The organism is Achromobacter insuavis (assembly GCF_902859645.1).
GTDB classification, from domain to species: Bacteria; Pseudomonadota; Gammaproteobacteria; order Burkholderiales; family Burkholderiaceae_B; genus Achromobacter; species Achromobacter insuavis.
Map to the genome: position 1 here is coordinate 1 of NZ_CADIJR010000090.1, position 23557 is coordinate 23557.

General features: G+C 67.5%; 23 protein-coding genes and 1 pseudogene. 9 read left to right on the forward strand and 15 right to left on the reverse strand.

What is annotated here, in order from left to right; all coding sequences use genetic code 11:
- Window positions 1-274, reverse strand: a pseudogene (locus tag H0523_RS27670) (SPOR domain-containing protein); the annotation flags it as partial.
- A gap of 9 nt (window positions 275-283) precedes the next feature.
- Window positions 284-1984 carry an arginine--tRNA ligase gene (gene argS, locus H0523_RS27675; RefSeq protein ID WP_054433930.1) on the reverse strand — a complete coding sequence of 567 codons (1701 nt, stop codon included), beginning with the start codon at window positions 1982-1984 and terminating at the stop codon, window positions 284-286.
- A 308-nt stretch (window positions 1985-2292) separates the two neighbouring features.
- Between argS and H0523_RS27680 the strand changes: the two genes are divergently transcribed.
- Window positions 2293-2637 carry a DUF1840 domain-containing protein gene (locus H0523_RS27680; RefSeq protein ID WP_054433931.1) on the forward strand — a complete coding sequence of 115 codons (345 nt, stop codon included), beginning with the start codon at window positions 2293-2295 and terminating at the stop codon, window positions 2635-2637.
- Window positions 2638-2718: 81 nt separating this feature from the next.
- Window positions 2719-3036: a hypothetical protein gene (locus H0523_RS27685; protein ID WP_006386976.1), complete on the forward strand. Its 318-nt coding sequence runs from the start codon at window positions 2719-2721 to the stop codon at window positions 3034-3036.
- A 63-nt stretch (window positions 3037-3099) separates the two neighbouring features.
- Here H0523_RS27685 and H0523_RS27690 read toward each other — a convergent pair whose 3' ends face one another.
- The 6 genes from H0523_RS27690 to H0523_RS27715 all read right to left on the reverse strand — a co-directional run bounded on the left by H0523_RS27690 (window position 3100) and on the right by H0523_RS27715 (window position 9139).
- The gene (locus H0523_RS27690; RefSeq protein ID WP_006386977.1) at window positions 3100-3900 is read right to left on the reverse strand and encodes a carbohydrate ABC transporter permease; all 801 of its coding nucleotides are present in this window, start codon (window positions 3898-3900) and stop codon (window positions 3100-3102) included.
- On the reverse strand, window positions 3897-4772 hold the full coding sequence (locus tag H0523_RS27695; protein ID WP_035359840.1) for a carbohydrate ABC transporter permease: 876 nt from the start codon (window positions 4770-4772) through the stop codon (window positions 3897-3899). Before H0523_RS27695 ends, H0523_RS27690 begins: the two co-directional genes overlap by 4 nt.
- A 13-nt stretch (window positions 4773-4785) precedes the next feature.
- On the reverse strand, window positions 4786-6081 hold the full coding sequence (locus tag H0523_RS27700) for an ABC transporter substrate-binding protein (protein ID WP_054433932.1): 1296 nt from the start codon (window positions 6079-6081) through the stop codon (window positions 4786-4788).
- 33 nt (window positions 6082-6114) lie between these two features.
- On the reverse strand, window positions 6115-7170 hold the full coding sequence (locus tag H0523_RS27705; RefSeq protein WP_054433933.1) for an ABC transporter ATP-binding protein: 1056 nt from the start codon (window positions 7168-7170) through the stop codon (window positions 6115-6117).
- Window positions 7171-7292: 122 nt separating this feature from the next.
- Entirely contained in the window at window positions 7293-8090 is a 798-nt protein-coding gene (locus H0523_RS27710; protein WP_054433934.1) for a phosphodiesterase, read from the reverse strand.
- Window positions 8091-8125: 35 nt separating this feature from the next.
- Window positions 8126-9139, reverse strand: coding sequence for a LacI family DNA-binding transcriptional regulator (locus H0523_RS27715; RefSeq protein WP_054433935.1), 1014 nt, complete (start codon window positions 9137-9139; stop codon window positions 8126-8128).
- Between the two features lie 316 nt (window positions 9140-9455).
- On the opposite strand from H0523_RS27715, the gene H0523_RS27720 reads away from it, so the two are divergent.
- Complete coding sequence (locus H0523_RS27720) at window positions 9456-10784, forward strand: amidase (RefSeq protein ID WP_054433936.1); 1329 nt, start codon at window positions 9456-9458, stop codon at window positions 10782-10784.
- A gap of 139 nt (window positions 10785-10923) precedes the next feature.
- On the opposite strand, the gene leuA is transcribed toward H0523_RS27720, so the two are convergent.
- From leuA to H0523_RS27735, 3 genes are all read right to left on the reverse strand, one after another.
- On the reverse strand, window positions 10924-12633 hold the full coding sequence (gene leuA, locus H0523_RS27725) for a 2-isopropylmalate synthase (RefSeq protein WP_054433937.1): 1710 nt from the start codon (window positions 12631-12633) through the stop codon (window positions 10924-10926).
- A gap of 392 nt (window positions 12634-13025) precedes the next feature.
- A complete protein-coding gene (locus H0523_RS27730) occupies window positions 13026-14003 on the reverse strand; it encodes a tripartite tricarboxylate transporter substrate binding protein (protein ID WP_006392283.1) in 978 nt (325 codons plus the stop codon).
- A gap of 189 nt (window positions 14004-14192) precedes the next feature.
- Entirely contained in the window at window positions 14193-14831 is a 639-nt protein-coding gene (locus H0523_RS27735) for a hypothetical protein (protein ID WP_054433938.1), read from the reverse strand.
- 16 nt (window positions 14832-14847) lie between these two features.
- Between H0523_RS27735 and rpoN the strand changes: the two genes are divergently transcribed.
- From rpoN to H0523_RS27755, 4 genes are all read left to right on the forward strand, one after another.
- Window positions 14848-16275 (forward strand): RNA polymerase factor sigma-54, encoded by a 1428-nt coding sequence (gene rpoN / locus H0523_RS27740; protein ID WP_442778941.1) that lies wholly within the window; start codon window positions 14848-14850, stop codon window positions 16273-16275.
- A gap of 93 nt (window positions 16276-16368) precedes the next feature.
- Window positions 16369-16575 (forward strand): type II toxin-antitoxin system RelB family antitoxin, encoded by a 207-nt coding sequence (gene relB, locus H0523_RS27745; protein WP_054433940.1) that lies wholly within the window; start codon window positions 16369-16371, stop codon window positions 16573-16575.
- 68 nt (window positions 16576-16643) lie between these two features.
- Window positions 16644-16925 (forward strand): type II toxin-antitoxin system RelE/ParE family toxin, encoded by a 282-nt coding sequence (locus tag H0523_RS27750; RefSeq protein WP_054433941.1) that lies wholly within the window; start codon window positions 16644-16646, stop codon window positions 16923-16925.
- 192 nt (window positions 16926-17117) lie between these two features.
- A complete protein-coding gene (locus H0523_RS27755; protein ID WP_054433942.1) occupies window positions 17118-17399 on the forward strand; it encodes a (2Fe-2S)-binding protein in 282 nt (93 codons plus the stop codon).
- On the opposite strand, the gene H0523_RS27760 is transcribed toward H0523_RS27755, so the two are convergent.
- Complete coding sequence (locus tag H0523_RS27760; RefSeq protein ID WP_054433943.1) at window positions 17369-18289, reverse strand: LysR substrate-binding domain-containing protein; 921 nt, start codon at window positions 18287-18289, stop codon at window positions 17369-17371. The two genes, H0523_RS27755 and H0523_RS27760, sit on opposite strands and share 31 nt — an antisense overlap.
- A 113-nt stretch (window positions 18290-18402) precedes the next feature.
- On the opposite strand from H0523_RS27760, the gene H0523_RS27765 reads away from it, so the two are divergent.
- A complete protein-coding gene (locus H0523_RS27765) occupies window positions 18403-19317 on the forward strand; it encodes a DMT family transporter (protein WP_054433944.1) in 915 nt (304 codons plus the stop codon).
- A 421-nt stretch (window positions 19318-19738) separates the two neighbouring features.
- Window positions 19739-20215, forward strand: a complete 477-nt coding sequence (bfr, locus tag H0523_RS27770; protein ID WP_006386993.1) for a bacterioferritin — start codon at window positions 19739-19741, stop codon at window positions 20213-20215.
- 87 nt (window positions 20216-20302) lie between these two features.
- Here bfr and H0523_RS27775 read toward each other — a convergent pair whose 3' ends face one another.
- The 3 genes from H0523_RS27775 to H0523_RS27785 form a co-directional block, all read right to left on the reverse strand.
- Window positions 20303-21004, reverse strand: coding sequence for a hypothetical protein (locus tag H0523_RS27775; RefSeq protein WP_180180218.1), 702 nt, complete (start codon window positions 21002-21004; stop codon window positions 20303-20305).
- Between the two features lie 24 nt (window positions 21005-21028).
- Window positions 21029-22636, reverse strand: coding sequence for a peptide chain release factor 3 (locus H0523_RS27780; protein ID WP_054433946.1), 1608 nt, complete (start codon window positions 22634-22636; stop codon window positions 21029-21031).
- Window positions 22637-22747: 111 nt separating this feature from the next.
- Window positions 22748-23377 (reverse strand): LysE family translocator, encoded by a 630-nt coding sequence (locus H0523_RS27785; protein ID WP_054461022.1) that lies wholly within the window; start codon window positions 23375-23377, stop codon window positions 22748-22750.
- Window positions 23378-23557: the final 180 nt, after the last annotated feature.

Below are 23557 nucleotides of genomic sequence, written 5' to 3' on the forward strand. Positions count from 1 at the left end.
CGGGCGCCGTGGCGGTCGGGCCGGTGGGCGACGAACCCGCGGCGCCGTCGCGGCCATACAGGCCGGCGTTGGGGTCCGGCGCCTGGCGCGGGTCGGGCAGCTTGCCGGCGTCGCCCTGCCGCGTGGCGCGGTCGACGAACGGCACGGGCGCCTTGGTGACGTAGAACGCCACGACGGCGGCCACGATCAATCCGATGAGCAATCCGGCCAGCGCCCCGTACAGGGTGCTGCCGCTTTCGCCTGACCGGCGGGTGGGTTTGCGCTTGGTGGCCATGTACCGATGTTACATCCGCTCGGGGGCGGACACGCCCATCAACGCCAAGCCGTTGGCCAGCACCTGGCGCGTGGTCGCGGCCAGGCGCAGGCGCGCCAGCTTGAGCGCGGTGTCGTCGACCAGCACGCGCTCGGCGTTGTACCAGCCGTGGAAGTCCGAGGCGCAGTCGCGCAGCCAGAAGGCGATGTGGTGCGGGGCCAGTTCCTGGGCGGCCAGCGCCACCACGTGGGGGAATTCGGCCAGGCGCTGCATCAGCGCGAATTCGCTCGGGGCGGTCAACAGGGACGCATCGGCCGCGGCCACGTCCGCCGCCGGCATGCCGGCGTTGTTGATGACCGAGCAGATGCGCGCGTGGGCGTACTGGATGTAATAGACCGGGTTCTCGTCGCTCTTGGACAGCGCCAGGTCGACGTCGAACACGAATTCGGTGTCGGCGCGGCGCTGGATCAGGAAGTAGCGCACCGCGTCGCGGCCGACCCAGTCGATCAGGTCGCGCATGGTCACGTAGCTGCCGGCGCGCTTGGAGATCTTGACCTCCTGGCCGCCGCGCATCACCTTGACCATCTTGTGCAGCACGTAGGACGGGTAGTCCTTGGGAATGCCCTCTTCCAGCGCCTGCAGGCCGGCGCGCACGCGCGCCACGGTGCCGTGGTGGTCGCTGCCCTGGATGTTCACGGCGCGGTGGAAGCCGCGTTCCCACTTGGCCTTGTGGTAGGCCACGTCCGGCACGAAATAGGTGTAGCCGCCCTCGCTCTTGCGCATGACGCGGTCTTTGTCGTCGCCGGTGCCCAGCTCGGTGGTGCGCAGCCACAGCGCGCCGCCTTCCTCATAGGTATGGCCGCCGGCGATCAGCGCCTTGACGGTGGCCTCGACCCGGCCCGACGTGTACAGCGAGCTTTCCAGGTAGTAGTTGTCGAACTTCAGGCCGAACGCCTGCAGGTCCAGGTCCTGCTCGCGGCGCAGGTAGGCCACGGCGAAGGCGCGGATGTCGTCCAGGCTGTCGATGTTGCCGGTGGCGGTGACGGGTTCGCCGTCCGAGGCCTGCAGGGTCTTGCCGGCCTGGAAGTCGCGGGCGATGTCCAGGATGTAGTCGCCCTTGTAGCCGTCGGCGGGCCAGTCGGGCGAGTCGGTCGTCAGGCCGCGGGCGCGCGCCTGCACGCTGATGGCCAGGTTCTCGATCTGGTTGCCGGCGTCGTTGTAATAGAACTCGCGGGTCACGTCCCAGCCGATGGCGTCATACAGGCGGCACAGGGCGTCGCCCAGGGCGGCCTGGCGGGCGTGGCCGACGTGCAGCGGGCCGGTGGGGTTGGCGGACACGAATTCCACCAGGATCTTCTCGCCGCTGCGGGCGGCGCGGCCAAAGGCCTCGCCCTGCTCGGCCACGGCCGCGATGACGGCCTGGCGGGCGGCGGCGGTGACGCGCAGGTTGATGAAGCCGGGACCGGCGATTTCAGCGCTCTCCACCAGGTCGCGGGCGCCGGGCTGCGCCAGCAGCGCCTCGACGATGGCCTGGGCCAGTTCGCGCGGGTTGCGCTTGGCCGGCTTGGCCAGCTGCATGGCCACGTTGGTGGCGACGTCGCCGTGGGCGGCGACCTTGGGGCGCTCCAGCAGCACGTTGGCTCGGGCCGCATCGGCCTGGGCATCGGGCAGGCTCTGCGCGACGGCGGCCTGGATCAGGGAGATAAGCTGTTTTTGTTGCTCGGGGAGCATGGGCGTCTGGAGAAGTTCTGGGTGGGTGACGAGGGCGGCGGGCCGTGGGCTCGCGCGCGGCGCCAGGGGGCGGGATCGGCCGGCTGGCGGGCCTCGGGGGCATGACCGCGCGAGGCGCCGGATTCTCGGCCGCCGCGGATCCTGCCGTCACGGGAATCTCCTGAATCATAGCTTGATTTGGCGGCCGTTACCGCGCGGGGGCGCCGTCGGCCGGGCCGCCCGCCGACCCTCGCCCGGGGGCGCCAGTTGGCATCCCCAGGGTGTTGCGGTAGTGTATTGAGGGTATTCAATCCGTAGGAGACCGGAATATGCTGATTACGTTTCACTCCAAGGTCGTGGCCGAAGTCCTGATGCTCACCGACCACGCCGGCGTCCTGCTGCAAGCCGCGGGCAAGTCCTTTGGCGACAAGATCCCCGAGCGCGGCGTGTTCACCGTCGACCAGCTCGGTCCGGCCATCCAGGGTATCGAACGGGCCATTGAAGAATCCCAGGGCAATCCCGCCGAGGACGAGGAAGACGAGGACAAGCCGGCGGTGGCGCCCATGGCGCGCGCGGTCGGCCTGAAGGAGCGCGCCTTCCCGCTGCTGGACATGATGCGCCAGTCGCAGGCCGCCGGCGCCGAGGTCACCTGGGAAGTGTCGCGCGGCTGGTAAGCCAATGTCGCCGGACGGACAATCTGTCCGGCGATTTTTCCCTACCCTTTGCGGCTGACGCCATTTCAAGGAATCCCTGCCATGCGCAGCGACATCACCATCGTTTTCGATACCCGGCGCTCGCTGGACCTGTCGGCCAACGTCGAACCCAGCCCGCAGCGCCAGAACGACGCCCGCGACTGGTTCGACGGCGCCTGGGAAACCCTGGGCTGTGAACCCCTGCGCCCGAGCGGCAAGGTGCTGCTGCTGGACAAGGTGCTGGGCGTGGCCGACGCGCTCGGCTACGACATCCTGTCCACCGACGCCAAGGAAGCCCGCGAGTTCGCCGAGCACCTGGCGCTGGCGCTGGAGCGCCCGCGCATCACCGTGGACCTGCCCGGACTGACGGTCGGTTACTGACCGCCTGGCCGCGCCAATGAAAAGACCCCGCATGACGCGGGGTCTTTTGTTTTCCGGGGCGGATCAGCGGATGCCGGCGCGCATGAACGACTGCACGAACTGGCGCTGGAACAGCAGGAAGGCGATCAGCAGCGGCGCCGCCGACATCAGCGTGGCGGCGGTGATCACCGACCAGTCGATGCCCTGGTCGGTCGACGAGAACACCTGCAGGCCCACCGTCAGCGGCCGCGATTCCACCGAGTTGGTGATGATCAGCGGCCACAGGAAGTTGTTCCAGTGGTGGCTGACCGACACCAGCCCGTAGGCCACGTAGATCGGCTTGGCCAGCGGCACGTACACCTTCCACAGCACCTGCAGCGCGTTGGCGCCCTCCATGCGCGCGGCCTCTTCCAGCTCGCGCGGCACCGTCTTGAAGGTCTGGCGCAGCAGGAAGATGCCGAAGGCCGAGGCGAAGTACGGCAGGCCGATGGCGAACACCGTGTCGCGGATGCCGAGCTGGCTCATGGAGCGGTAGTTCTCCACCAGCAGCACGTCCGGCATGATCATCAGCTGCAGCAGCACCAGCATGAAGACGAAGTCGCGGCCGCGGAACTCGAAGCGCGCGAAGGCGTAGCCGGCCAGCGTCGACAGCACCAGCTGCGCCGCCAGCACCATCGTCACCAGCAGGAAGGTGTTGGCGAAGTAGCGCGGAAACGGCGCGGCCTGCCAGGCCCGCGCGAAGTTGTCGAGCGTCAGCGGCGCGAACAGATCGAAGCGGGTGGCGTAGGCCGGCGGGTGGAACGCCGCCCACACGGCATAGGCCAGCGGCAGGATCCACAGCAGGCCCAGCGCCCACGCGCCCAGGGTATCGAGCTTGTCTTTCATTGGTAGTGCGTCCTGCGGTCCAGCCAGCGGAACTTGATCAGCGCCGTCAGCGCCAGCACCACCAGCAGCACGACGGTCAGCGTCGCGGCGTAGGCGGTGTCCCAGAAACTGAAGCCCACCTGGTAGATGTAGTACAGCAGCAGCGTGCTGGCGTTGTCGGGCCCGCCGCGGGTCATGACCACCACGTGGTCCACCAGCCGGAAGGCGTTGATCAGCGCGTTGATCAGCACGAACAGCGTGGTCGGCATCAACAGCGGCCACAGCACGCGCCGGAAATACTGCCAGCGCGAGGCCCCTTCCAGCATCGCCGCCTCGCGCAGCGACGGCGACACCGTCTGCAGCGCGGCCAGGTAGAAGATCATGAAGAAGCCGGATTCCTTCCACACCGTCACCAGCATCAGCGCCGGCAGCGCGGTTTCGCGGTTGCCGAGCCAGTTGGGGCCGGGCGAGCCGAACAGCTGCATCACCTGCGCGATCAGGCCGTACTGCGGGGTGTAGAAGAACAGCCAGATATTGGCCACCGCCACCATCGGCAGCACCGTCGGCGTGAAGTACGCCATGCGCAGGAAACCGCGCCCGCGCAGGTTGCGGTTGACCCACAGCGCCATGACCAGCGCGATGCCGATCGAGGTCGGGATGGTGCCCAGCGCGAACCACAGGTTGTTCCAGAGCGACTGCCAGAACACCGGGTCGTCGCGCATGACCGCGTAGTTGTCCAGCCCGACGAAGCGGGCCGGGCGCGCGCCCTTGGGAGTGGAATAGAAGCTGTGCCAGAGCGTCGCCAGCGCCGGGTAATGCGTGAACGCGGCGAGCAGCACGATGGCTGGCAGCAACAGCAGCCAGCCATAAAGCGCATTCAAAGAGCGGCTCATCGTGCTTGCGGGATCACTTGTAGGAACGCAGTATGCGGTCGGCTTCGCGCTGGGCGTCGGTCAGCGCCTGCTGCGGCGTCTTCGAACCCGTCAGCGCCGCCTGCAGGGCGTCGTTCAGGGTCTTGGTGACGCGCTGGTTCTCGTGGGTCGAGAATTCGGCCACGCTCACCTGCAGCTGGTCGCGCGCCACGGCGGCGGCCGGCACTTCCTGCGCGTACTTCTTCATCTTCTCGGTCTGCCAGGCGGCCGGCGTCACGGCCACGTAGCCGGTGGCGATGCTCCAGTCGGCGGCGCGCTCGGGCGTCGTGGCCCATTGCGCGAACTTGAGCGCGGCCTGCTGTTGCTCGGGCGTGCCGCTCTTGAAGATGTAGAAGTTGCCGCCGCCGGTCGGGCTGCCGCCGCGCTTTTGCTGCGGCATCATCGCCACGCCGAACGGGAAGTCGGCGTTCTTGCGGATGTTGGTCAGGTTGCCGGTGGTGGTCCAGATGATGGCGGCCTTCTTTTCCAGGAAGTCCTTGGGCGTGGTGCCCCAGTCGATCGTGCCGGTGGGCATGATCTTGTGCTTGGCCGACAGGTCGCGCCAGTACTGCGCGGCCTCGACCACGGCGGGCTTGTCCAGGTAGACCTCGTTGCCGGCCTCGTTCATCAGGATCGCGCCGTTGGGCGTGGTCAGGGCCTGGAACAGCCAGTAGGCGAAGGCGCCGCCCGACGGGATCTCGATGCCCCACTGGGTGGTGTTGCCGCTGGCGTCCTGCTTGGTCAGTTTCTTGCCGTACTCGACCAGCTCGGCCCAGGTGGCGGGCGCGCGCTCGGGATCCAGGCCGGCGGCCTTGAACAGATCCTTGTTGTAGTACATCACGATGGTCGAACGCTGGAACGGCACGCCCCAGGTGTGGCCGCCGGTGCGGCTGTTCTGCATGAAGGCGTCGTAGAAGCCGCCCAGCCACTTCTTGTCGGCGTCGTTCTTGGCCAGCGAGTCGATCGGCACGATGGCGTCTTCGTCGATCAGCGTGAACATGTCGGTCGACAGCAGCACGGCCAGCTGCGGCGGCGTGCCGCCCTTCAGGGCGGTCAGCGCCTTGGCGATCGAATCCTGGTACGAGCCGGCGTAGATCGGCTTGATCTTGATGCCGGGGTTCTCCTTCTCGAAGTCCGTCACCATGTCATCGACGATCTTGGTGATCGGGCCGCCCACGGCGACTGGGTAGTAGAACTCCACTTCGACGGGCTTCTGCTGCGCCTGCACGGGCAGCGACAGGCAGGCGGCGGCAAGGCTGGCGGCCAGGGTCTTGAGTACGATGCGTCGCATGATTGCGTTTCCTTTCCTGTGGATTGGGCGTCTTCAGCGCCCGACGGTGTTGATGACCGCCGAATCGGCGGCAAAGAAATGCTGTTGCTCGGCCGGCCACGACAGGCGCAGCGCCTCGCCGGCGCGGGCCCGCAGATGGCCGCCCACGCGCACCGCCACGCCGCCGCTGTCGCCGATGCGGCAGACCACGATGGAATCGGCGCCGAAGTACTCCACGCTTTCCACCGTCGCGGCGATGCCATCGCCGTCGATGCGGATGTGCTCGGGGCGCACGCCCAGCTTGGCGGCGCCTTCCGGCGCGCCCGCGATGGCCGGACCGTGGGTGCCGGCGATCACGGTGGCGCCCTGGAGCGGCATCAGGTTGATCAGGTTCATGGGCGGCGTGCCGATGAAGCGCGCCGCGAATTCGCTGGCCGGACGGGCATACAGGCCGTCGGGTGTGTCGTGCTGTTCGATCTGGCCGCCGCGCAGCAGCACCACCTGATCGGCCATGCTCATGGCCTCGGTCTGGTCGTGCGTGACGTAAACCATGGTGATGCCCAGGTCCTGCTGCAGCGCGCGGATCTCGCGCCGCATTTCATGGCGCAGCTGCGCATCCAGGTTGGACAGCGGCTCGTCCATCAGGCACACCGGCGCTTCGGAAATCACCGCGCGGCCCAGCGCCACGCGCTGTTGCTGGCCGCCCGACAGTTGCGACGGCTTGCGGTCGAGCAGATGGCCCAGGCCCAGCAGCGAGGCCACGCGTTGCAGGCGGCGGTCGTAGTCGCGCGCCGGTTCCTTGCGCACCTTCAGGCCGAACAGGATGTTCTCGCGCACCGACAGGTGCGGAAACAGCGCATACGACTGGAACACCATCGAAATGCGGCGCTTGGCGGGCGGCAGCTGGGTGACGTCGCGGTCGCCGATGCGGATGGTGCCGGACGTGGGCGTGTCGAGTCCGGCGATCATGCGCAGGGTGGTCGACTTGCCGCAGCCCGAAGGGCCCAGCAGCACGGTGAAGCTGCCGGCCGGCACGGTGAAGCTGACGCCGTGGATCGCGGCCGCGCCGCCGTATTGCTTGGTGAGGTTATCCAGAACGATGGATGACATGCTGTCTCTTGGATCTAATTTTCAGATCCGTCTGCGGCGCGTGCGATGAAAACCTTTTCATTGTGCAGCGCAATCATGACGGAGATATGGCAAGGCATAGTGTTTGTAATCGAGATCGGGGCTCAGGCGAAGGGATACGGCCCGGGGTATTCCCCAATCACGGCGTGATGGGTGACCAGCGCGCCGTCGTGCCACCAGTGCAGCTGGTAGCCCGGCGGTTCCATGATGTACTGCAAGGTCGGGCGCGGCCCCAGTTCCAGCGCCAGCTGGTGCGCGGTGCCCGGACAGGTCGAGGCGATGGTGCCGCCGAAGCGGCGGAAGATGGTGCGGTGCAGGTGGCCGCACAGCACCCGCTCCACGCGCGGATAGCGCGCCACGATGCGCTCCAGCTCGGGCGCGCCGGCCAGCAGGCCGATCGCATCCATGTGCTCGATGCCGGTCAGGAACGGCGGGTGGTGCATCAGCACCAGCGTCGGCCGGTCGGGCTGTTCGGCCAGCCGCGCGGCCAGCCAGCCCAGGCGCTCGTCGCACAGTTCGCCGTGGCTCTTCATCGGCACCACCGTGTCCAGCGCCAGCAGGCGCAGCGGATAGGTTTCGACCGCGTACTGGATGAACGGCCCCTGCCCTTGCAGATAGCCATGGTCGGGAAAGGCCGCGCGCAATTGCGCGCGGTCGTCATGGTTGCCGGGCAGCAGGAAATACGGGATTTCAAGCGCCTGCAGCTGCTCGCGCAGCGCCTGGTATTCGTGCGCCTTGCCCAGGTCGGTCAGGTCGCCGGTGATCAGCACGCAGTCGGGCCGCGGCGTCAGGGCGTTGAGGGCGCGCACCGCGGGGCCGAGGAAGGCGGCGGGATCGATGATGCCGTAGGCCTTGTCGCCCGGGGTGCGCATGTGCAGGTCGGTGATCTGTGCGATGAGCATGACGCGTGTCTCGTTTTTTATCTGTTCTGGCAGGTTCAGCGGCGCACCGGCGCGGCGGTGCCGCCGACCACGATGCAGTGCGGCAGGCGGCTCGATTGCGGCGGCTGGCCGTGGATCTGCGCCAGCAGGTTCGAGCAGGCGGCCTGGCCGATGCCGTCGCTGGGCTGCGCCACCGTGGTCAGCGGCGGCGTCAGCAAGGCGCCGAAGCGCATGCCGTCGAAACCGCAGACCGAAATATCGGACGGCACCGACAGGCCCAGCGCCACCAGGTCGGCAATGACCGCCGTGGCCAGCAGGTCGTTCGAGCAGAACAGGGCCGTGGGCGCCTGCTTGCCGCGCAACGCACCCTTCAGGGCGTCGGCGTCGCTGCCGGTGTGCGAGCTCATGGCGATGTGCTGGATGGGTTCCAGCCCCAGCTTCTTGGCGCAGGCGCGGGCGCCCGCCAGGCGGCGGCGCGCGCGGTCCGATGCCGTCAGCGGGCCGGTCACGATGGCGATGCGCCGGTGCCCCAGCGCGGCCAGGTGCGAAACCATGTCGATGGCCGCCGCGCGATTGTCGACAGAGGCATAGGGATGGGCGGCGGATTCGTTGTAGACCAGCACGTAGGGCATGCCGGCGCTGTCCAGGTCATCCAGCGTGGTGCTGCGGGCGGCGTCCGCCACGGTCAGGATCAGGCCGTCGACCTGGTGGTCGATCAGCCCCTGAACCGCCGCCGATTCCACCGCCGGGTCATAGCCGGTGGCGGTCAGCATCACGCTGTAGCCCGATTCGCGGGCGCGCCGCTCGGCACCTTCGAAGCACTCGGCGAACACCGGGTTGGAGAGTGTCGGCAGGATCAGGCCGATGGTGCGCGTGCTGCCGGAGCGCAGGCTGCGGCCGACGCGGTTGGGCCGGAAGCCTGCCCGCTTGGCGATGGCGCGGATGTGCGCCAGGGTGTCGGGATGGACGATGTCCGGCTGGTTGAACGCGCGCGAAACCGTCGCGGGCGACACCCCCGCTTTGCGGGCAACCTCGATGATGGAAAAGCGGGGCGATGCGCGCGACGCCATGGCTACATTGCTGCCGGTTTGCTGAAAACGTTTTCATCTTACAAGACAAATATGACCTTTGTGTTGCACCCGTTTGCGCTATGCTGTTAACGACGCAACAACATAAAGCCAGGGCGCGGCGCCGCATGAAATCCCTGTGAAAACCCGTTTTTTTCAGTGGTTTTCCCAATTGACGCGACGCGCACAATGGCTGGGTTTGTCACAGCCGGCCGGCATCATGCCGCCAGCCGGATCGGGATAAACCCCAGGTCAAGGGGACCGGGTGCGGAAGTCAGTACCGTGCATCTCGCACGGCACCGGGATAGAGGAAAGGATCATGTCTACTGCCTTAAACAGACTTGGCGCGCTTGAAGCGGCGCGCAAGCTGCAACGGCGCGAATTGACTGCGGTGCAATTGGTGCGCGCCTGCTTTGCGCGCATCGAACAACGCGAAAACACCATCCATGCCTGGACGGCGCTGCAAAAGCAGGCCGCCCTGGACCACGCCGAAGCCCTCGACCGGGGCGCATTGCGCGGTCCGCTGCACGGCCTGCCGCTGGGCGTGAAAGACCTGTTCGACACCGTCGACCTGCCCACGCGCTACGGCTCGCCCATCTACGAACGCCATCGCCCCGGGCTGGACGCGGCCGCCGTGGCGCTGTGCCGCCATGCCGGCGCCATCGTGATCGGCAAGACCGTCACCACCGAATTCGCCACCTACCAGGCCGGCCCGACCCGCAATCCGCGCAACGAGGCCTACACCCCCGGCGGCTCCTCCAGCGGCTCGGCCGCGGCGGTGGCCGACGACATGGTGCCGTTCGCGCTGGGCTCGCAGACCGCGGGCTCCATCATCCGCCCGGCTTCCTATTGCGGCATCGTCGGCTACAAGCCCACCTTCGGCGCGATTCCGCGGGCCGGCGTGAAGAGCCTGGCCGAATCGCTCGACACCGTGGGTGGCTTCGCCCGCTCGGTGCCGGACGTGGCCCTGTTCGCCTCGGTCCTGATGCGCGATCCGCGCCTGCTGGACCTGAGCTACGACGCCAAGCCGCGCATCGGCATGTACCGCAGCCTGCAGTGGCGCCATGCCCAGTCCGAGACCAAGGAAGCCTTCGCGCAGGCCGCCGCCACGCTGTCGCGCGCCGGCGCCCACGTCGAAGAGGTGCCGCTGCCGCCCGAGCACTGCATGCTGGTGCAGCTGCACGCCGACATCATGGCGTTCGAGTCGTCGCAGTCACTGGCCTATGAACGGCTGGAGCATGCCGCGCAGCTCAGCCCGAAGATCCAGGCGATCCTCGAGGCCGGCGCGCAGATCACCGCCGAAGAGCACATCAGGAACCTGGCGCGGGCCGCCGAATCGCGCGCCCGCGTGGACGGCTGGTTCGACAAGTACGACGTGCTGCTCGCGCCCGCCGCCAGCGGCGAAGCGCCGTTCGCCGACCTCGGCACGGGCGACCCGCAGTTCTCGCGCGCCTGGACCCTGTTCGGCCTGCCGTGCCTGAACCTGCCCTTCGCCACCGGCCCGCAAGGCCTGCCGGTGGGCCTGCAGCTGATCGGCAAGCGCTACGATGACCATCGCACCCTGGCGATCGCCGCCTGGATCCACGAGCGGCTGCTGGCGGCGCGCGAGCCCGACATCGGCGCCTCCGACATGTGGCCGCGGGGCTGAGCCGGACCCTCGACCCGCCGCGCCAAAAAGAAAGCCCGCCGGATAAAGGCGGGCTTTTTTTGTGCGGAGCGGCTTCACCGTAAGAAGCGCGCGGGGGACGCGGCGGCGGTAACCGCCACGCCCGCGGCCTGGCGGCGGATCACGCGGCCTCGGCGGCTTCCTGTTCGGCGGCGACGGTGCCGGCGTTGATGTGACGGTTCACCGCGCTCAGCACGGCCTGGAACGAGGCCGTGACGATGTCGCGGTCGATGCCCACGCCGAAGCCCGTGCTCGAATCGCCGACGCGCAGTTCCACATAGGAGGCGGCACGGGTGTCGGTGCCGGTGCCGATGGCGTGCTCGTGGTAGTCCATGATGCGCACCGGCACGTCCAGCGCGGCCACGAAGGCCGAGATGGCGCCGTCGCCCTTGCCCGTCACGATGCGGCGTTCGCCGTTGTATTCGAGTTCGGCCTCGATGCTGAAGTGCTGGCCTTCACCCGCCGACGGATTGCCGTCGATGCGGTGGCGCACCAGCTTCCACGGGGTCTTCTGTTCCAGGTATTCGCGGTTGAAGATGGTGTGCACGTCGTCGGCCGTGACTTCGCGGCCGGTCTCGTCGGTGACGCGCTGGATGGCGCGGCTGAATTCGATCTGCAGGCGGCGCGGCAACACCAGGCCGTGCTCCTGTTCGAGCAGGTACGACACGCCGCCCTTGCCCGATTGGCTGTTGACGCGGATCACGGCGTCGTAGCTGCGGCCGAGGTCGGCCGGGTCGATCGGCAGGTACGGCACTTCCCAGACGGCGTCGGGCTGTTGCAGGGCAAAGCCCTTCTTGATGGCGTCCTGATGCGAACCGGAGAAGGCCGTGAAGACCAGGTCGCCGGCGTACGGGTGGCGCGGGTGCACGGGCAACTGGTTGCAGTACTCGGCGCAGCGGCGCACTTCATCGATGTCCGAGAAGTCCAGGCCCGGGTGCACGCCCTGGGTGTAGAGGTTCAAGGCCAGCGTGACCAGGTCGACGTTGCCGGTGCGCTCGCCGCTGCCGAACAGGCAGCCTTCGATGCGGTCGGCGCCGGCCATCACGGCGAATTCGGCGGCGGCCACGGCGGTGCCGCGGTCATTGTGCGGGTGCACGCTCAGGACGATGCTGTCGCGGCGCGCCAGGTTCTTGTGCATCCACTCGATCTGGTCGGCGTACAGGTTGGGGCTGGTGGCCTCGATGGTGGCGGGCAGGTTCAGCACCATCTTGCTTTGCGGCGTGGGCTGCCAGACGTCGGCCACGGCGTTCGAGACTTCGAGCGCGAATTCGGGCTCGGTGGTGCTGAAGACTTCGGGCGAGTACTCGTAGCGCCACTGGGTTTCCGGACGCTGCGCCACGTATTGCTTGATGAGACGCGTGCCGGTGGTGGCGATGTTCTTGATTTCGTCCTTGCTCATGTTGAACACGACCTTGCGGAAGGCCGGCGCGCAGGCGTTGTACATGTGGACGATGGCTTGCTTGGCGCCCGCGGCGGCTTCCACGGTGCGGCTGATCAGGTCTTCACGCGACTGCGTCAGCACGATGATGGTGACGTCGTCGGGGATGCGCTTTTCGTCGATCAGCTTGCGCACGAAATCGAAGTCGGTCTGCGAGGCCGACGGGAAACCCACTTCGATTTCCTTGAAGCCGATCTTGACCAGCTGCTCGAAGAAGCGGAGCTTGCGCTCGACGCTCATCGGCTCGATCAGGGCCTGGTTGCCGTCGCGCAGGTCGGTGCTCATCCAGATCGGCGGCTGCGTGATGCGGCGGCTGGGCCAGGTGCGTTCGGAGAAGTCGCGGGTGAACGGCGCGAAGGGGACGTATTTGGTGGCGGGGTTGGCAAGCATCATCACTACACCTCGATCGGTTTCTTGTGAATCCCGGGATCGGTTTCCTCGGCCGGCATGCGGCCGGATGGCGGCCTGGTGCCAGGGTTGGCCGCGTTCGCGCGGCGCAAGATTCAGTTTTGAAAAGGGGAAATCGCGTGTGGCAAGCGTGGCTGCCGAGCTACCACGGGGACACTAGGCCCGGCAACCGATCGGTAGGTATAGCGATAGCGCGATGAAGGCGGTACGAGCGCGCAGGCCGGCAACCGGAGCGGCGGAACGTCCGGTGGCAATCGCGAGGGAGGTGCGTTGAGCGGCCATAGGGTGCTAGTCAAACATACTTTTGCGGGCAGCGCAATCGGGAAGGCGATAAAAAAGCCGGGGACGGATCTGTCCCCGGCTGGGCATCACTCGCGTTACTGCGTCTGCATGTGGCCGTTCTTGACGACCTGGCCCAGGCGCTCGCGCTCGCTCTTGGCGAATTCGATGAAGCTGGCGCGCGAACCGCCGCCCGGCTCGATGCTGCTCTGGCGCAGGGCGTCCTGCACTTCCTTGGTCTGCAGCGATTTCTCGATGGCGGCGTTCATCTTGTCGAGCACGTCGGCGGGCGTGCCGGCGGGCGCGTACAGGCCGGCCCAGTGGCCGATGCGGATGGCGGGGAAGCCCAGCTCCGCGGTGGTGGGGATGTCCGGCGCGCTGGCCATGCGCTTGTCCCAGGTGGTGGCCAGGGCCTTGAGCTTGCCGCTCTGCACCAGCGGCAGCGTGACGATGCTGGCTTCGGAGGTGGCGTCGACCTGCTTGCCGATCACCGCGGTCACGCCTTCCGAGCCGCTCTTGTAGGCGATCGGCTCGACCGGCAGACCGGTGGCTTCCTTGACCATCTCGGCCACGAAGTGCGGCGTGCTGCCGTTGCCGGCGGTCGAGAACGTGATACGGTCGGTCTTGGCCTTCTTGGCGCGTTCGACAAAGTCCTTCAGGTCCTTGGCCGGGTTCGACGGATTGGCGACGATGACCGACGGCGTGATCGACAGCAGCGCGACCGGGGTCAGCTCTTCGTCCTTGTAGGGCTGGTCCGAGCGGATCAGGCTGTTGGTGACCGTGCCGTTGCTGCCCACCAGGTAGGTGTAGCCATCGGCCGCGCTGCGCGCGACGTGCGCGGCGCCGACCACGCCACCGGCGCCGGGACGGTTTTCGACGATGACGGGCTGGTTCAGGGTCGTGCCCACCGCCTTGGCGATGATGCGAGCGACCAGGTCGTTGGCGCCGCCGGCGCTGAAGGGCGCGACGAACGTGATGGGCTTGTCGGGCCAGGCGGCGTTGGCCGGGGCGGCGACGAAGGCGGCCGAGCAGGCCAGCAGGAGGCCGGCGGCATACCGGACGGGGGTGCGGAACATGTAAAGCAACTCCAGGGGGCCGGCCGCGCATCCGGCTGGTCTCTGCAGTCGGCTTGGTCTGGTTTTAAAGGTGCGCGGCCCGCGGTTGCGCGAGCCTGGAGGGCCAGTATAGGGGAGCCCGGCTGGCAGGGGACTGAAACAACCAGGCCGCCTTGCGGCGGCCTGATGCGTTGGTTGGCGGACGTCGGTTCAGCGGGCCGGACCGCCGATGCGGGGCTCGATGTAGCGCTGTTCGCGGCTGTCGCGGGCATCGCGGCGGCCGTCGTCACGGCGGCCGTCGTCACGGTTGTCGCGCGACGGCTTGGCGTCGAGGATGTCGGCCTGTTCGGCCACCATGGCGATCTTGCCGATGCGGTTGTGGCGGATTTCCGACAGCGAGCGGTGCAGGTCGCCGACGGTGAAGGGTTCTTCGCGGCTGCCCCAGGTCCAGCGCAGCACGCCGAGGGACTCCTCCGACAGCTGCGGCGCCAGGTCGGCCAGCACGCCGGTGCCGACCGGGGTGGCGCGGCCGGAAGCCAGGCTGGCCGACAGCCAGGCGCGCAGGATGAAGAAGACGATCAGGGTCCAGATGCCGGCGACGACCCACCAGATGTACGGATTGACCTTCTGCACCATGTCCATGGTGGGTTGGCCCAGCGAATGCAGGAATTCGTAGTTGATGCGCTTGCCGAAATCCAGGATCCAGGAGGCGGCGAGATACCAGACGATCACGGCGACGGCGATCACGATCGCGCGCACGAGAAGTCGGGGAAGCGCCAGTTTGAGCAGGGTCTGGCCGATAAGTCGGCAATCCTGGCGAACGCGTGCGGGCGAAGTCTGATTCATCATGCAAAATATTGTACCTATGACCCGTCCAATTTTAGAACTGCGGCCCGGTCAGCATCTCACGCTGACCCCTCAACTGCAGCAATCCATCCGGTTGCTGCAGCTGTCCACGCTCGACCTCGAGGCGGAAATCTCGCAGGTGCTTGCCGACAATCCGTTGTTGGAACGCGACGATGAGCCGTCGTCGGTCGAAACCCAGGCGGAATCGGAACGCGAATCATCGGTGCAGGACGACGAGCCAGCGCCCGAGCGCGAGACCCCGGTGGACGAAATGCCGGGCTCGGGAGGCGTCTATCCCGACGACGACTCCAGCCTGCCCGAGGCGGCCCGGCCCGACACCCTGCGCGAACACCTGCTGGGCCAGCTGGTGCTGACGCGCGCGGCGCCGCGCGATGCCGCCCTGGCGGCGCTGCTGATCGATGAGCTGGACGAGAACGGCTACCTGGGGTCGCCGCTGGAGGAAATCCTGGGCTGGCTGCCCGCCGAGATGGAGCCGGACCTGGACGAACTGCGCGCCGCGCTGTCGCTGCTGCAGTCGTTCGACCCGGTCGGTATCGGCGCCCGGGACATGTCCGACTGCCTGCTGTTGCAGCTGCGCAACCCGGACCTGACGCGCCTGCCCGAGGCCGCCGATCCCAAGGCGCTGGCCTGCGCCCGACTGATCTGTGGCCAGCACCTGGCGTTGCTGGCCACCGGCAACAACGCCCGCCTGTGCGCGGCGGTCGGCTGTGACGAGGCGACGCTGCGCGTCGCCCATGCCCTGATCCTGCGCCTGGAACCGCGCCCCGGCCGCGCCTGGACGGTGCCGGCGGCCGACTACGCCGTGCCCGACGTGATCGTGCGCAAGACGCGCCGCGGCTGGCAGGTGACGCTCAACAGCGCCGCCATGCCGCGCCTGCAGATCAACGGGCTGTACGCGCAGATGCTGGGCAACCAGAAGGAGTCGGCCCACGCCGGCCTGCAGGCGCAGTTGCAGCAGGCCAAGTGGATGATCCGCAACGTCGAGCAGCGCTTCGACACCATCCTGCGGGTGGCCCAGGCCATCGTCGACCGCCAGACCGCCTTCTTCAGCCAGGGGCCGGCGGCCATGCGGCCGCTCATCCTGAAAGACATCGCCGGCGAGCTGGGCCTGCACGAATCCACCATTTCACGGGCCACAACGCAGAAGTACATGCTCACTCCGTTCGGCACGCTAGAACTCAAGCGCTTCTTCGGGGCGGGGGTGTCGACGGACGGCGGCGACGCCACGTCGGCCACGGCGGTGCAGACCTTCATCCGCCAGATGGTGGCCGAGGAGAACCGGGCCAAGCCGCTGTCGGACAGCCAGATCATGGAAAAGCTGGCCGACCAGGGCATCGTCATCGCCCGCCGCACGGTCGCGAAATATCGCGAAGCGCTGCGGATCGCACCGGCCGCGCTGCGCAAGGCGCAGGCCGTGGCGCGGTGAAATAAGGGATATTTTTGCGGCAGAGCGCTGCGGGGCCTGGCGCTTTGACGAGCGTTCGTTGCCGTACACTGGGCTTTCATCAGGAGCGTTTCCATGGGCCCAGTCCCTTCCCCCACCGTCTCGGAATTCGAGACTGAAGAACAGGCGGTCAGCTACGACCGCTGGTTCCGCGCGAAGGTGCAAGCCAGCCTGAACGATCCGCGTCCGGCCATTCCCCACGACCAAGTGATGGCTCGCATGGATGCCATCATCGACGCGGCGCGCAAGCGTCGGCAGGACACGCAAGACGGCCAAGGATGAAACCGTCGGTCTGAGCCGGTCTGAGGACATGCTCGCCGTGCCCGGTCGCTGGCACAGCCGAGTTGCGCATGCTTCACGTATCCTGGCTTCCTACCGCCGCAGACGATCTGGCGGGAATCATCTCCTACATTGCCGAGCGTAGTCCGCAAGCGGCGCGCAACCTCCGGCAACGCATCGACAACGCCGTGCTGTCCCTGGCCCGACACCCATACCGGTATCGAGTCGGCCGCGTCGTCGGCACGCGCGAACTCGTCGTGCACGTCAATTACGTGGTGGTCTACCGAGTCACCGAACTGGCGATCGAGGTCATCCATATCTTGCACGCCCGCCGGGAATATCCCCCGGATTGATCGCAAAAGCACCCTGCCGGACCTGCTGAACGGCGTGGCATGGGACGCCGGACAGGGCGCGCGCCCTTCGGCCGTGCGTCAAGTCACGCCGATAAAACGTCCCTTATTTCAAAGAGTTAGATGACCACGAAGTTGCAAATTATTTAGGCACGGTACTTGCCATTGCAGGAATAAATCTCGATAATTATTCTCATGTACATTTGCGTATGTAATGCCATTACCGAACGCCAAGTCCGCGCCAGCGTGGACGCGGGCGCGACGTCGCTTTCCGACCTGCAGTTCGAGCTGGGCGTGGCCACGTGCTGCGGCTGCTGCGCGGCCACCGCCGCCGAATACCTGCCGGGCGGCCGCTGCTCCAGCGTGTGCGATGTGCGCTCGATCGCCGTTCCGGTCAACCCGCCGGCCGCCATGGTCGAACCGGGCGCGTCCGCGGCGAACAGCAGCTATCCGGTCATCCAGGTCGCGGTCGCCTGAACGGCGCCGTCATCTGCCACGGCTTGCAGGCTCAGCCCTGCAAGCCGTTGTGTTTCCGTTTCACAAAACTCCCTGATCATCCCCGCCAACTGGCGCACCGGCTCGCGCGCCGGCTCCGACAGGCATAGCGCCAGCTCGGACGGCGGCACCGGCGGCAACGCGTCGTCGACCAGCCGATGGCCCGCGGCGATGCAGCGGCGCTCCAGCAAGGCCACTCCCAGCCCCCCCGCCAGCGCGGCCTGGATCCCCATCAGATTGGGGCTCTCGTAGGCGATGCGCCAGCGGCGTCCGGCGCGTTCGAGCGCGTGGATGGCGCGGTTGCGGTAGATGCAGCCCTGCGGAAAGGCCACCAGCGGCACCGGTTCGCTGCTGGCGGGCAGCGCGTGCGGGCCGGCGATCCAGTGCAGGTGTTCCGGCCAGGTGGTCAGCGCCGGGCCGGCGCCGGGTTCGCGCTTGAGCAGCGCCAGGTCCAGGTCGCCCCGTTCCAGCCCGCGCGTCAGCGCCACGGTCAGGTCGCAGCGCACCGACAGCCTGACGGCTGGCCGGGCGCGGGCGAACTGCGCCACGATGGCTGTCAGCGTGTCGGCGGCGAAATCGTCGGGGATGCCCAGCCGGATCACCTCGACCCGCTTGCGGCCGCTGACCGCTTCGCGCACTTCGGTGGATAGCGCCAGCATGCGGCGCGCATAGCCCAGCAGGCGTTCGCCGTCCTCGGTCAGGTGGACCTGGCGGCCCTCGCGCACGAACAGCGTGCATTCGAGAGTCTCCTCCAGCTTGCGGATCTGCTGGCTGACGGTGGACTGGCTGCGGTGAACCCGCTCGCCGGCGCGGGTGAAGCCGCCCGCGTCGACGACGGAGACGAAGCTGTGCAGTAGATCGAGATCGAGCATGAGAGACGCCTTTGCATCGGTTTTTCAAATACTTTTGATCCAAATAAAGCGTTTGTCAATGGATAGGGCCGCGCCCAGAATGGGCTCCTCTTCCTTTGCCCGGACCCGCTGCCATGAAGGCGTCATCGACTTTGCCCGCCACCGCCCTGCCCGCCGACGCGCCGATGGGCGTGGCCTGGACGCCCATCGCGGCGTTCTGTTTCCTGTGGAGCTCGGCGTTCGCGGCGGCCAAGATCGCGGTGCGCGACTGTCCGCCGCTGACCCTGCTGACCATCCGCTTCCTGATCGCCGGCGCCCTGATGCTCGGCGTGGCCGCGGCCAGTGGCCGTTGGCAACGGCCCAGCGGCCGCGATCTGGCGGCGCTGGTGCTGCTGGGCGTGTTGAACAACGCGGCCTACCTGGGCATGAGCTGGAGCGGCATGACCACGGTCTCGTCGGCCTTCACCGCGGTGCTGATCAGCACCAATCCGCTGTTGATCGGCGTGCTGGCCGGACCGGTGCTGGGCGAGCGGCTGGGCTGGCGCAAGATGCTGGGCCTGTGCCTGGGGCTGGCCGGCGTGGCGCTGGTGCTGCGTTCACGGCTGTCGGGCATGCAGGAGGACCTGCACGGCACCTTGCTGGTGACGGGCGGCCTGGTGGCGTTGGTGGCGGGCACGCTGCTCTACAAGCGCCTCAAGCCTTCGACGGGACTGTGGATGGCGACCGGCATCCAGTCGCTGGCCGGGGCGGTGGCGTTGATGCCGGTGGCGCTGCTGCACGAGAGCATCGGCGATGCGCGCATGACCACAAGCCTGTTCTGGAGCATGGCCTACATGATCGTGGCGGTGTCCATCGGCGGCTATTACCTGTGGTTCATGATCCTGGGCCGCGCCAGCGCGACGGCGGCCAGCGCCCTGCATTTCCTGATGCCGCCGCTGGGGCTGCTGTTCGGCTGGCTGGTGCTGCGCGAACAGGTGACGTGGCTGGACCTGCTGGGCATCGTGCCGATCGCGTTCGGCATCTGGCTGGCGACGCGGCGCGCGCCTTGAGGTGGCGCGGCTGTCGGCCGGGACGCGGCGCGGCGGCAAGGCGTGAAGCGTGCGCGGCATCCATGCCCCGCGGGTTGTTCCAGGACAACGCGGGGCGTCGTTGCGATCGCGTCGATGAATCCGGCGCCCGGCCCGGGCCCAGGCCCGGCGCTTGCGCGGCAAATGACGGCCGGATCGGGCGGGCCGCGTGCGCGCAGGCCGCGCAACGCTTGCGCCGCGCATGCAAATCAACGCGCACACATACTCATTCTCATTTGTTTGTCGCTTTCTTGTAGCGCTCGTAAAGCGGTTTACCAAATGCGCGCCAAGGCTAGGCGCGGCCCCGCGGCCGATGTTAGTCTGCCGGGGTTGCGTACTCGCGGCATCGTGCGCTTCTTGTCGCGATGCAGTGCGCGTCGCGTCCGACTGCAAGGAGTCCATTATGAAAGGCGACAAAACCGTCATCCAGTTCCTGAACAAGCAACTGACCAACGAACTGACGGCGATCAACCAGTATTTCCTGCACGCCCGCATGTTGAACCACTGGGGTTTCGACAAGCTGGGCAAGCACGAGTACGAAGAGTCCATCGGTGAAATGAAGCATGCCGATCGCCTGATCGCGCGCATCTTCATGCTCGACGGCCTGCCCAACCTGCAGGACCTGCACAAGCTGCTGATCGGTGAAGACGTGCCGGAGCTGCTGGCCTGTGACCTGAAGCTGGAGCAAGGCGCCCAGGCGACCGTCAAGGAAGCCATCGCCTATTGCGAATCGGTGCGCGACTACGTGTCGCGTGATCTGTTCCAGGACATCCTGGACGACACCGAAGAGCACATCGACTACCTGGAAACCCAGATCGACCTGATCGACAAGGTCGGCCTGCAGAACTACCTGCAAAGCCAGATGTCGGTGCCCGACTGAACGGCCCTGCCGGCATGAAAATGGCGCCCCGCGGGGCGCCATTTTTTTGCTGCCGCCGCGCGTGCGGCGCGGCCGGGGAATGCGGACTTATTGCGGGCGGGCCGGGCATTCGGCCATCGTGCCCCAGGCGCGGTTGGGACCGCAGTACTTGTTGCGGGCCGCCCACGAACACGAGGGGCGTTCGAAGAAGCCTTGCTGGGCGCACTGCGCCAGTTCGCGCTTGAGCGCGTCCTGCCAGCCAGGCGCGCCGGGCGCGGGCGAAGAGTTGGGCGGCGGCGGCGCCTGCACCATCGGCGTGTTGCCGTAGCCGGCGGCCTGGGTCTGGTTGGCGGGCTGGCCCTGGCCGCCATTGACGGCGGCGCCGGTGCCCGGCGCCTGCAGATCCAGCGTGCTGACGTCGGAGCCGCCTTGCGGCAGCGGCACTTGCGAGGCGGCGGCGATTTCGCGCGCCTGTTCCTGGCTGATGCGTTCGCGCGAGATCTTCACGGCCGGATCGCTGACGGTGTCGAACAGCGAAACGGTGTTGATGGCCCATTCGCGGTCGGCGGGCTTGTCGGGCACGCCGAGCGTGCCGTCGATGCGCGGCTGCGGCGGCTGGGCCACGTAGGGACGCCCGTTGGCGTCGAGCACGGGTTGCTGCGACGCGGCCGCATCCTGGCCGGGCGCAGGCGCGGCGGGCGGCGCATGCGCCACCAGCCAATCACCCAATTGAATGCCGCCCCATGCCGACGCGCCAAGCGCCAGCAAGAGCGTTGCGAATAATAAACGCCAAGACATTGCTACCCTCATCTGCCGTGCGGTACCCGAACGGGTCTACGCCTTGTCTCCGAAGACCTTGCCGCCGTGCTCCCGCATGGCGTGGAATTTCACATCCGGATACAGTTCCTCGGCCACGCGCAACTGCGCGGGGGAACTGATCAAAAACGCCGCCGCATCGACCACATCATAGGCGATATGGGCTGCATTGGCATCCATGAACTTGCGCAGCGCCTTGGGGTTATCAGAAGTAATCCAACGTGCCATTGTGTAGCGCGAAGGCATCATGCGCGCGTCCACGCCGTACTCGGTCTTGAGGCGGTGCGCGACCACTTCGAACTGCAGCTGGCCGACCGCGCCCAGCAGCAGCGAACCGCCGGCGGCCTCGGGGCGGAACACCTGGATGGCGCCCTCTTCGCCCAGCTGCGTCAGGCCGGTGCGCAACTGCTTGGTGCGCAGCGGGTCCTTCACTTCGACGGCCTGGAACAGTTCCGGCGCGAAGAACGGCAGGCCGGTGAACTGCAGCGTTTCGCCTTCGGTCAGCACGTCGCCCAGTTGCAGCACGCCGTGGTTGGGAATACCGATCACGTCGCCGGCATAGGCCTCGTCCAGCAGTTCGCGGCGTTGCGACAGGAACGACACCACGTTGTTGGGGCGCATTTCCTTGTTGGTGCGCGCGACCTTCAGGCGCATGCCGCGCTCGAAGCGGCCGGAGCTCACGCGCACGAAGGCGACGCGGTCGCGGTGGGCCGGATCCATGTTGGCCTGCACCTTGAACACGACGCCCGTGAACTTGGGCTCCTCGGGCTGCACTTCGCGTTGCAGCGCGACGCGCGGGCCGGGGGGCGGGGCCTGCTCGACCAGCGCGTCCAGCACTTCCTGCACGCCGAAGTTGTTGATGGCCGAGCCGAAGAACACCGGGGTCTGCTTGCCGGCGAGGAACTGGTCGCGGTCGAACGCGGGCGCGGCTTCGTTGATCAGTTCGATCTCGCCGCTGGCCTGTTCGAAGGCCGAGCCGAAGCGGCGGCCGATCTCGGGGTTGGTCAGGCCTTCGATGAAATCGTCGTTGTCCGAACGGCGCTCCTGGCCGGGGCGGAACACGCGCATGCGGTCGCGGCGGATGTCGAACACGCCGCCGAAGGCTTTGCCCATGCCCACCGGCCACGAGAACGGCACGGCGTCCATGCCCAGGTGGCCTTCGATCTCCGACAGCAGCTCGAGCGGCTCGCGCACTTCACGGTCCATCTTGTTGATGAACGTGATGATGGGCGTGTTGCGCGCGCGGCAGACCTGCAGCAGGCGGATGGTCTGCGGTTCGACGCCGTTGGCGGCGTCGATCACCATCAGCGCGGCGTCGACCGCCGTCAGCACGCGGTAGGTGTCTTCCGAGAAGTCCTGGTGGCCCGGGGTGTCGAGCAGGTTGATGACGCAGTCGCGGTATTCCATCTGCATCACCGACGACGCCACCGAAATGCCGCGCTGCTTTTCGATTTCCATCCAGTCGGACGAGGCGTGGCGCGAGGCCTTGCGCGCCTTGACGCTGCCGGCGATCTGGATCGCGCCTGCGAACAGCAGCAGCTTTTCGGTCAGCGTGGTCTTGCCCGCGTCAGGGTGGGAAATGATGGCGAATGTACGGCGCCGCGCTACTTCTTGTGGGATGTTCATGATCGGAGGATTCAACCTGACGCCGCGGCCTCAGCCCGGCGCGGTCCGGTATCGTGCATCGAAACAAGCGGGGCACGCGCCGTTGCCGGCGCGTGCCCCGCGCGTGGAAATTCAGGAATGGCGGCGGAACGACGCCAGGAACACGCCGGCCAGGATGAACAGCGAGCCGAAGGTGCGGTTCATCCAGCGGATGTGCTTGGCATCGCGCAGCATGCGCAGCACGCGCGCCGCCAGCAGCGTGTACACGCCCATCGCCACCAGGTCGGTGAACGCCAGCGTGCCGGCCAGCGCCGCGTACTGCGGCGTCAGCGGCAAGGCGGTGTCGACGAACTGCGGCACCACCGCCAGCAGGAACACCGTGCCCTTGGGGTTCATGGTGTTGATCAGGAAGCCGCGCATCACCAGTTCGCGGATCGAGGCCTGCTTGGGATCGCCGGCGTCGACCGCGACCGGCGCGGCGTCGGTGCGGATCTGGCGCACGCCCAGGTAGATCAGGTAGGCAACGCCCAGGTACTTGACCACGTTGAAGGCCATCTCGGAGGTGGCCAGCACCGCGCCCAGGCCGACCGCGACCACCACGAACTGGAACAGGATGCCCATGATCAGGCCGGCCGTGTTCCAGTAGCCGCGGGCAAAGCCGTACTTCAGTCCGGAGGACATCGCGGAGATGGCCCCCGCGCCGGGCGAGAACGAAATGGCCCAGGAGGCCAGGAAGAACGTCAACCAGGTAGAAAGAGGCATGATGGCGCGGGTCCGTGGGTCGCAGTAACAGGTATGCCGCTGATATTACTTGGAGAGCAGCGCCGCGCGCGGACCGCCGGCCGGGCGGCCGCCGTTGCCGTTGCCGTTGCCGGCGGGACGGGCGCTGCCTTCGGGACGGCGGTGGTTCTGCTGCGGGCGGGCGTCGCCGCGGCCGGCGTG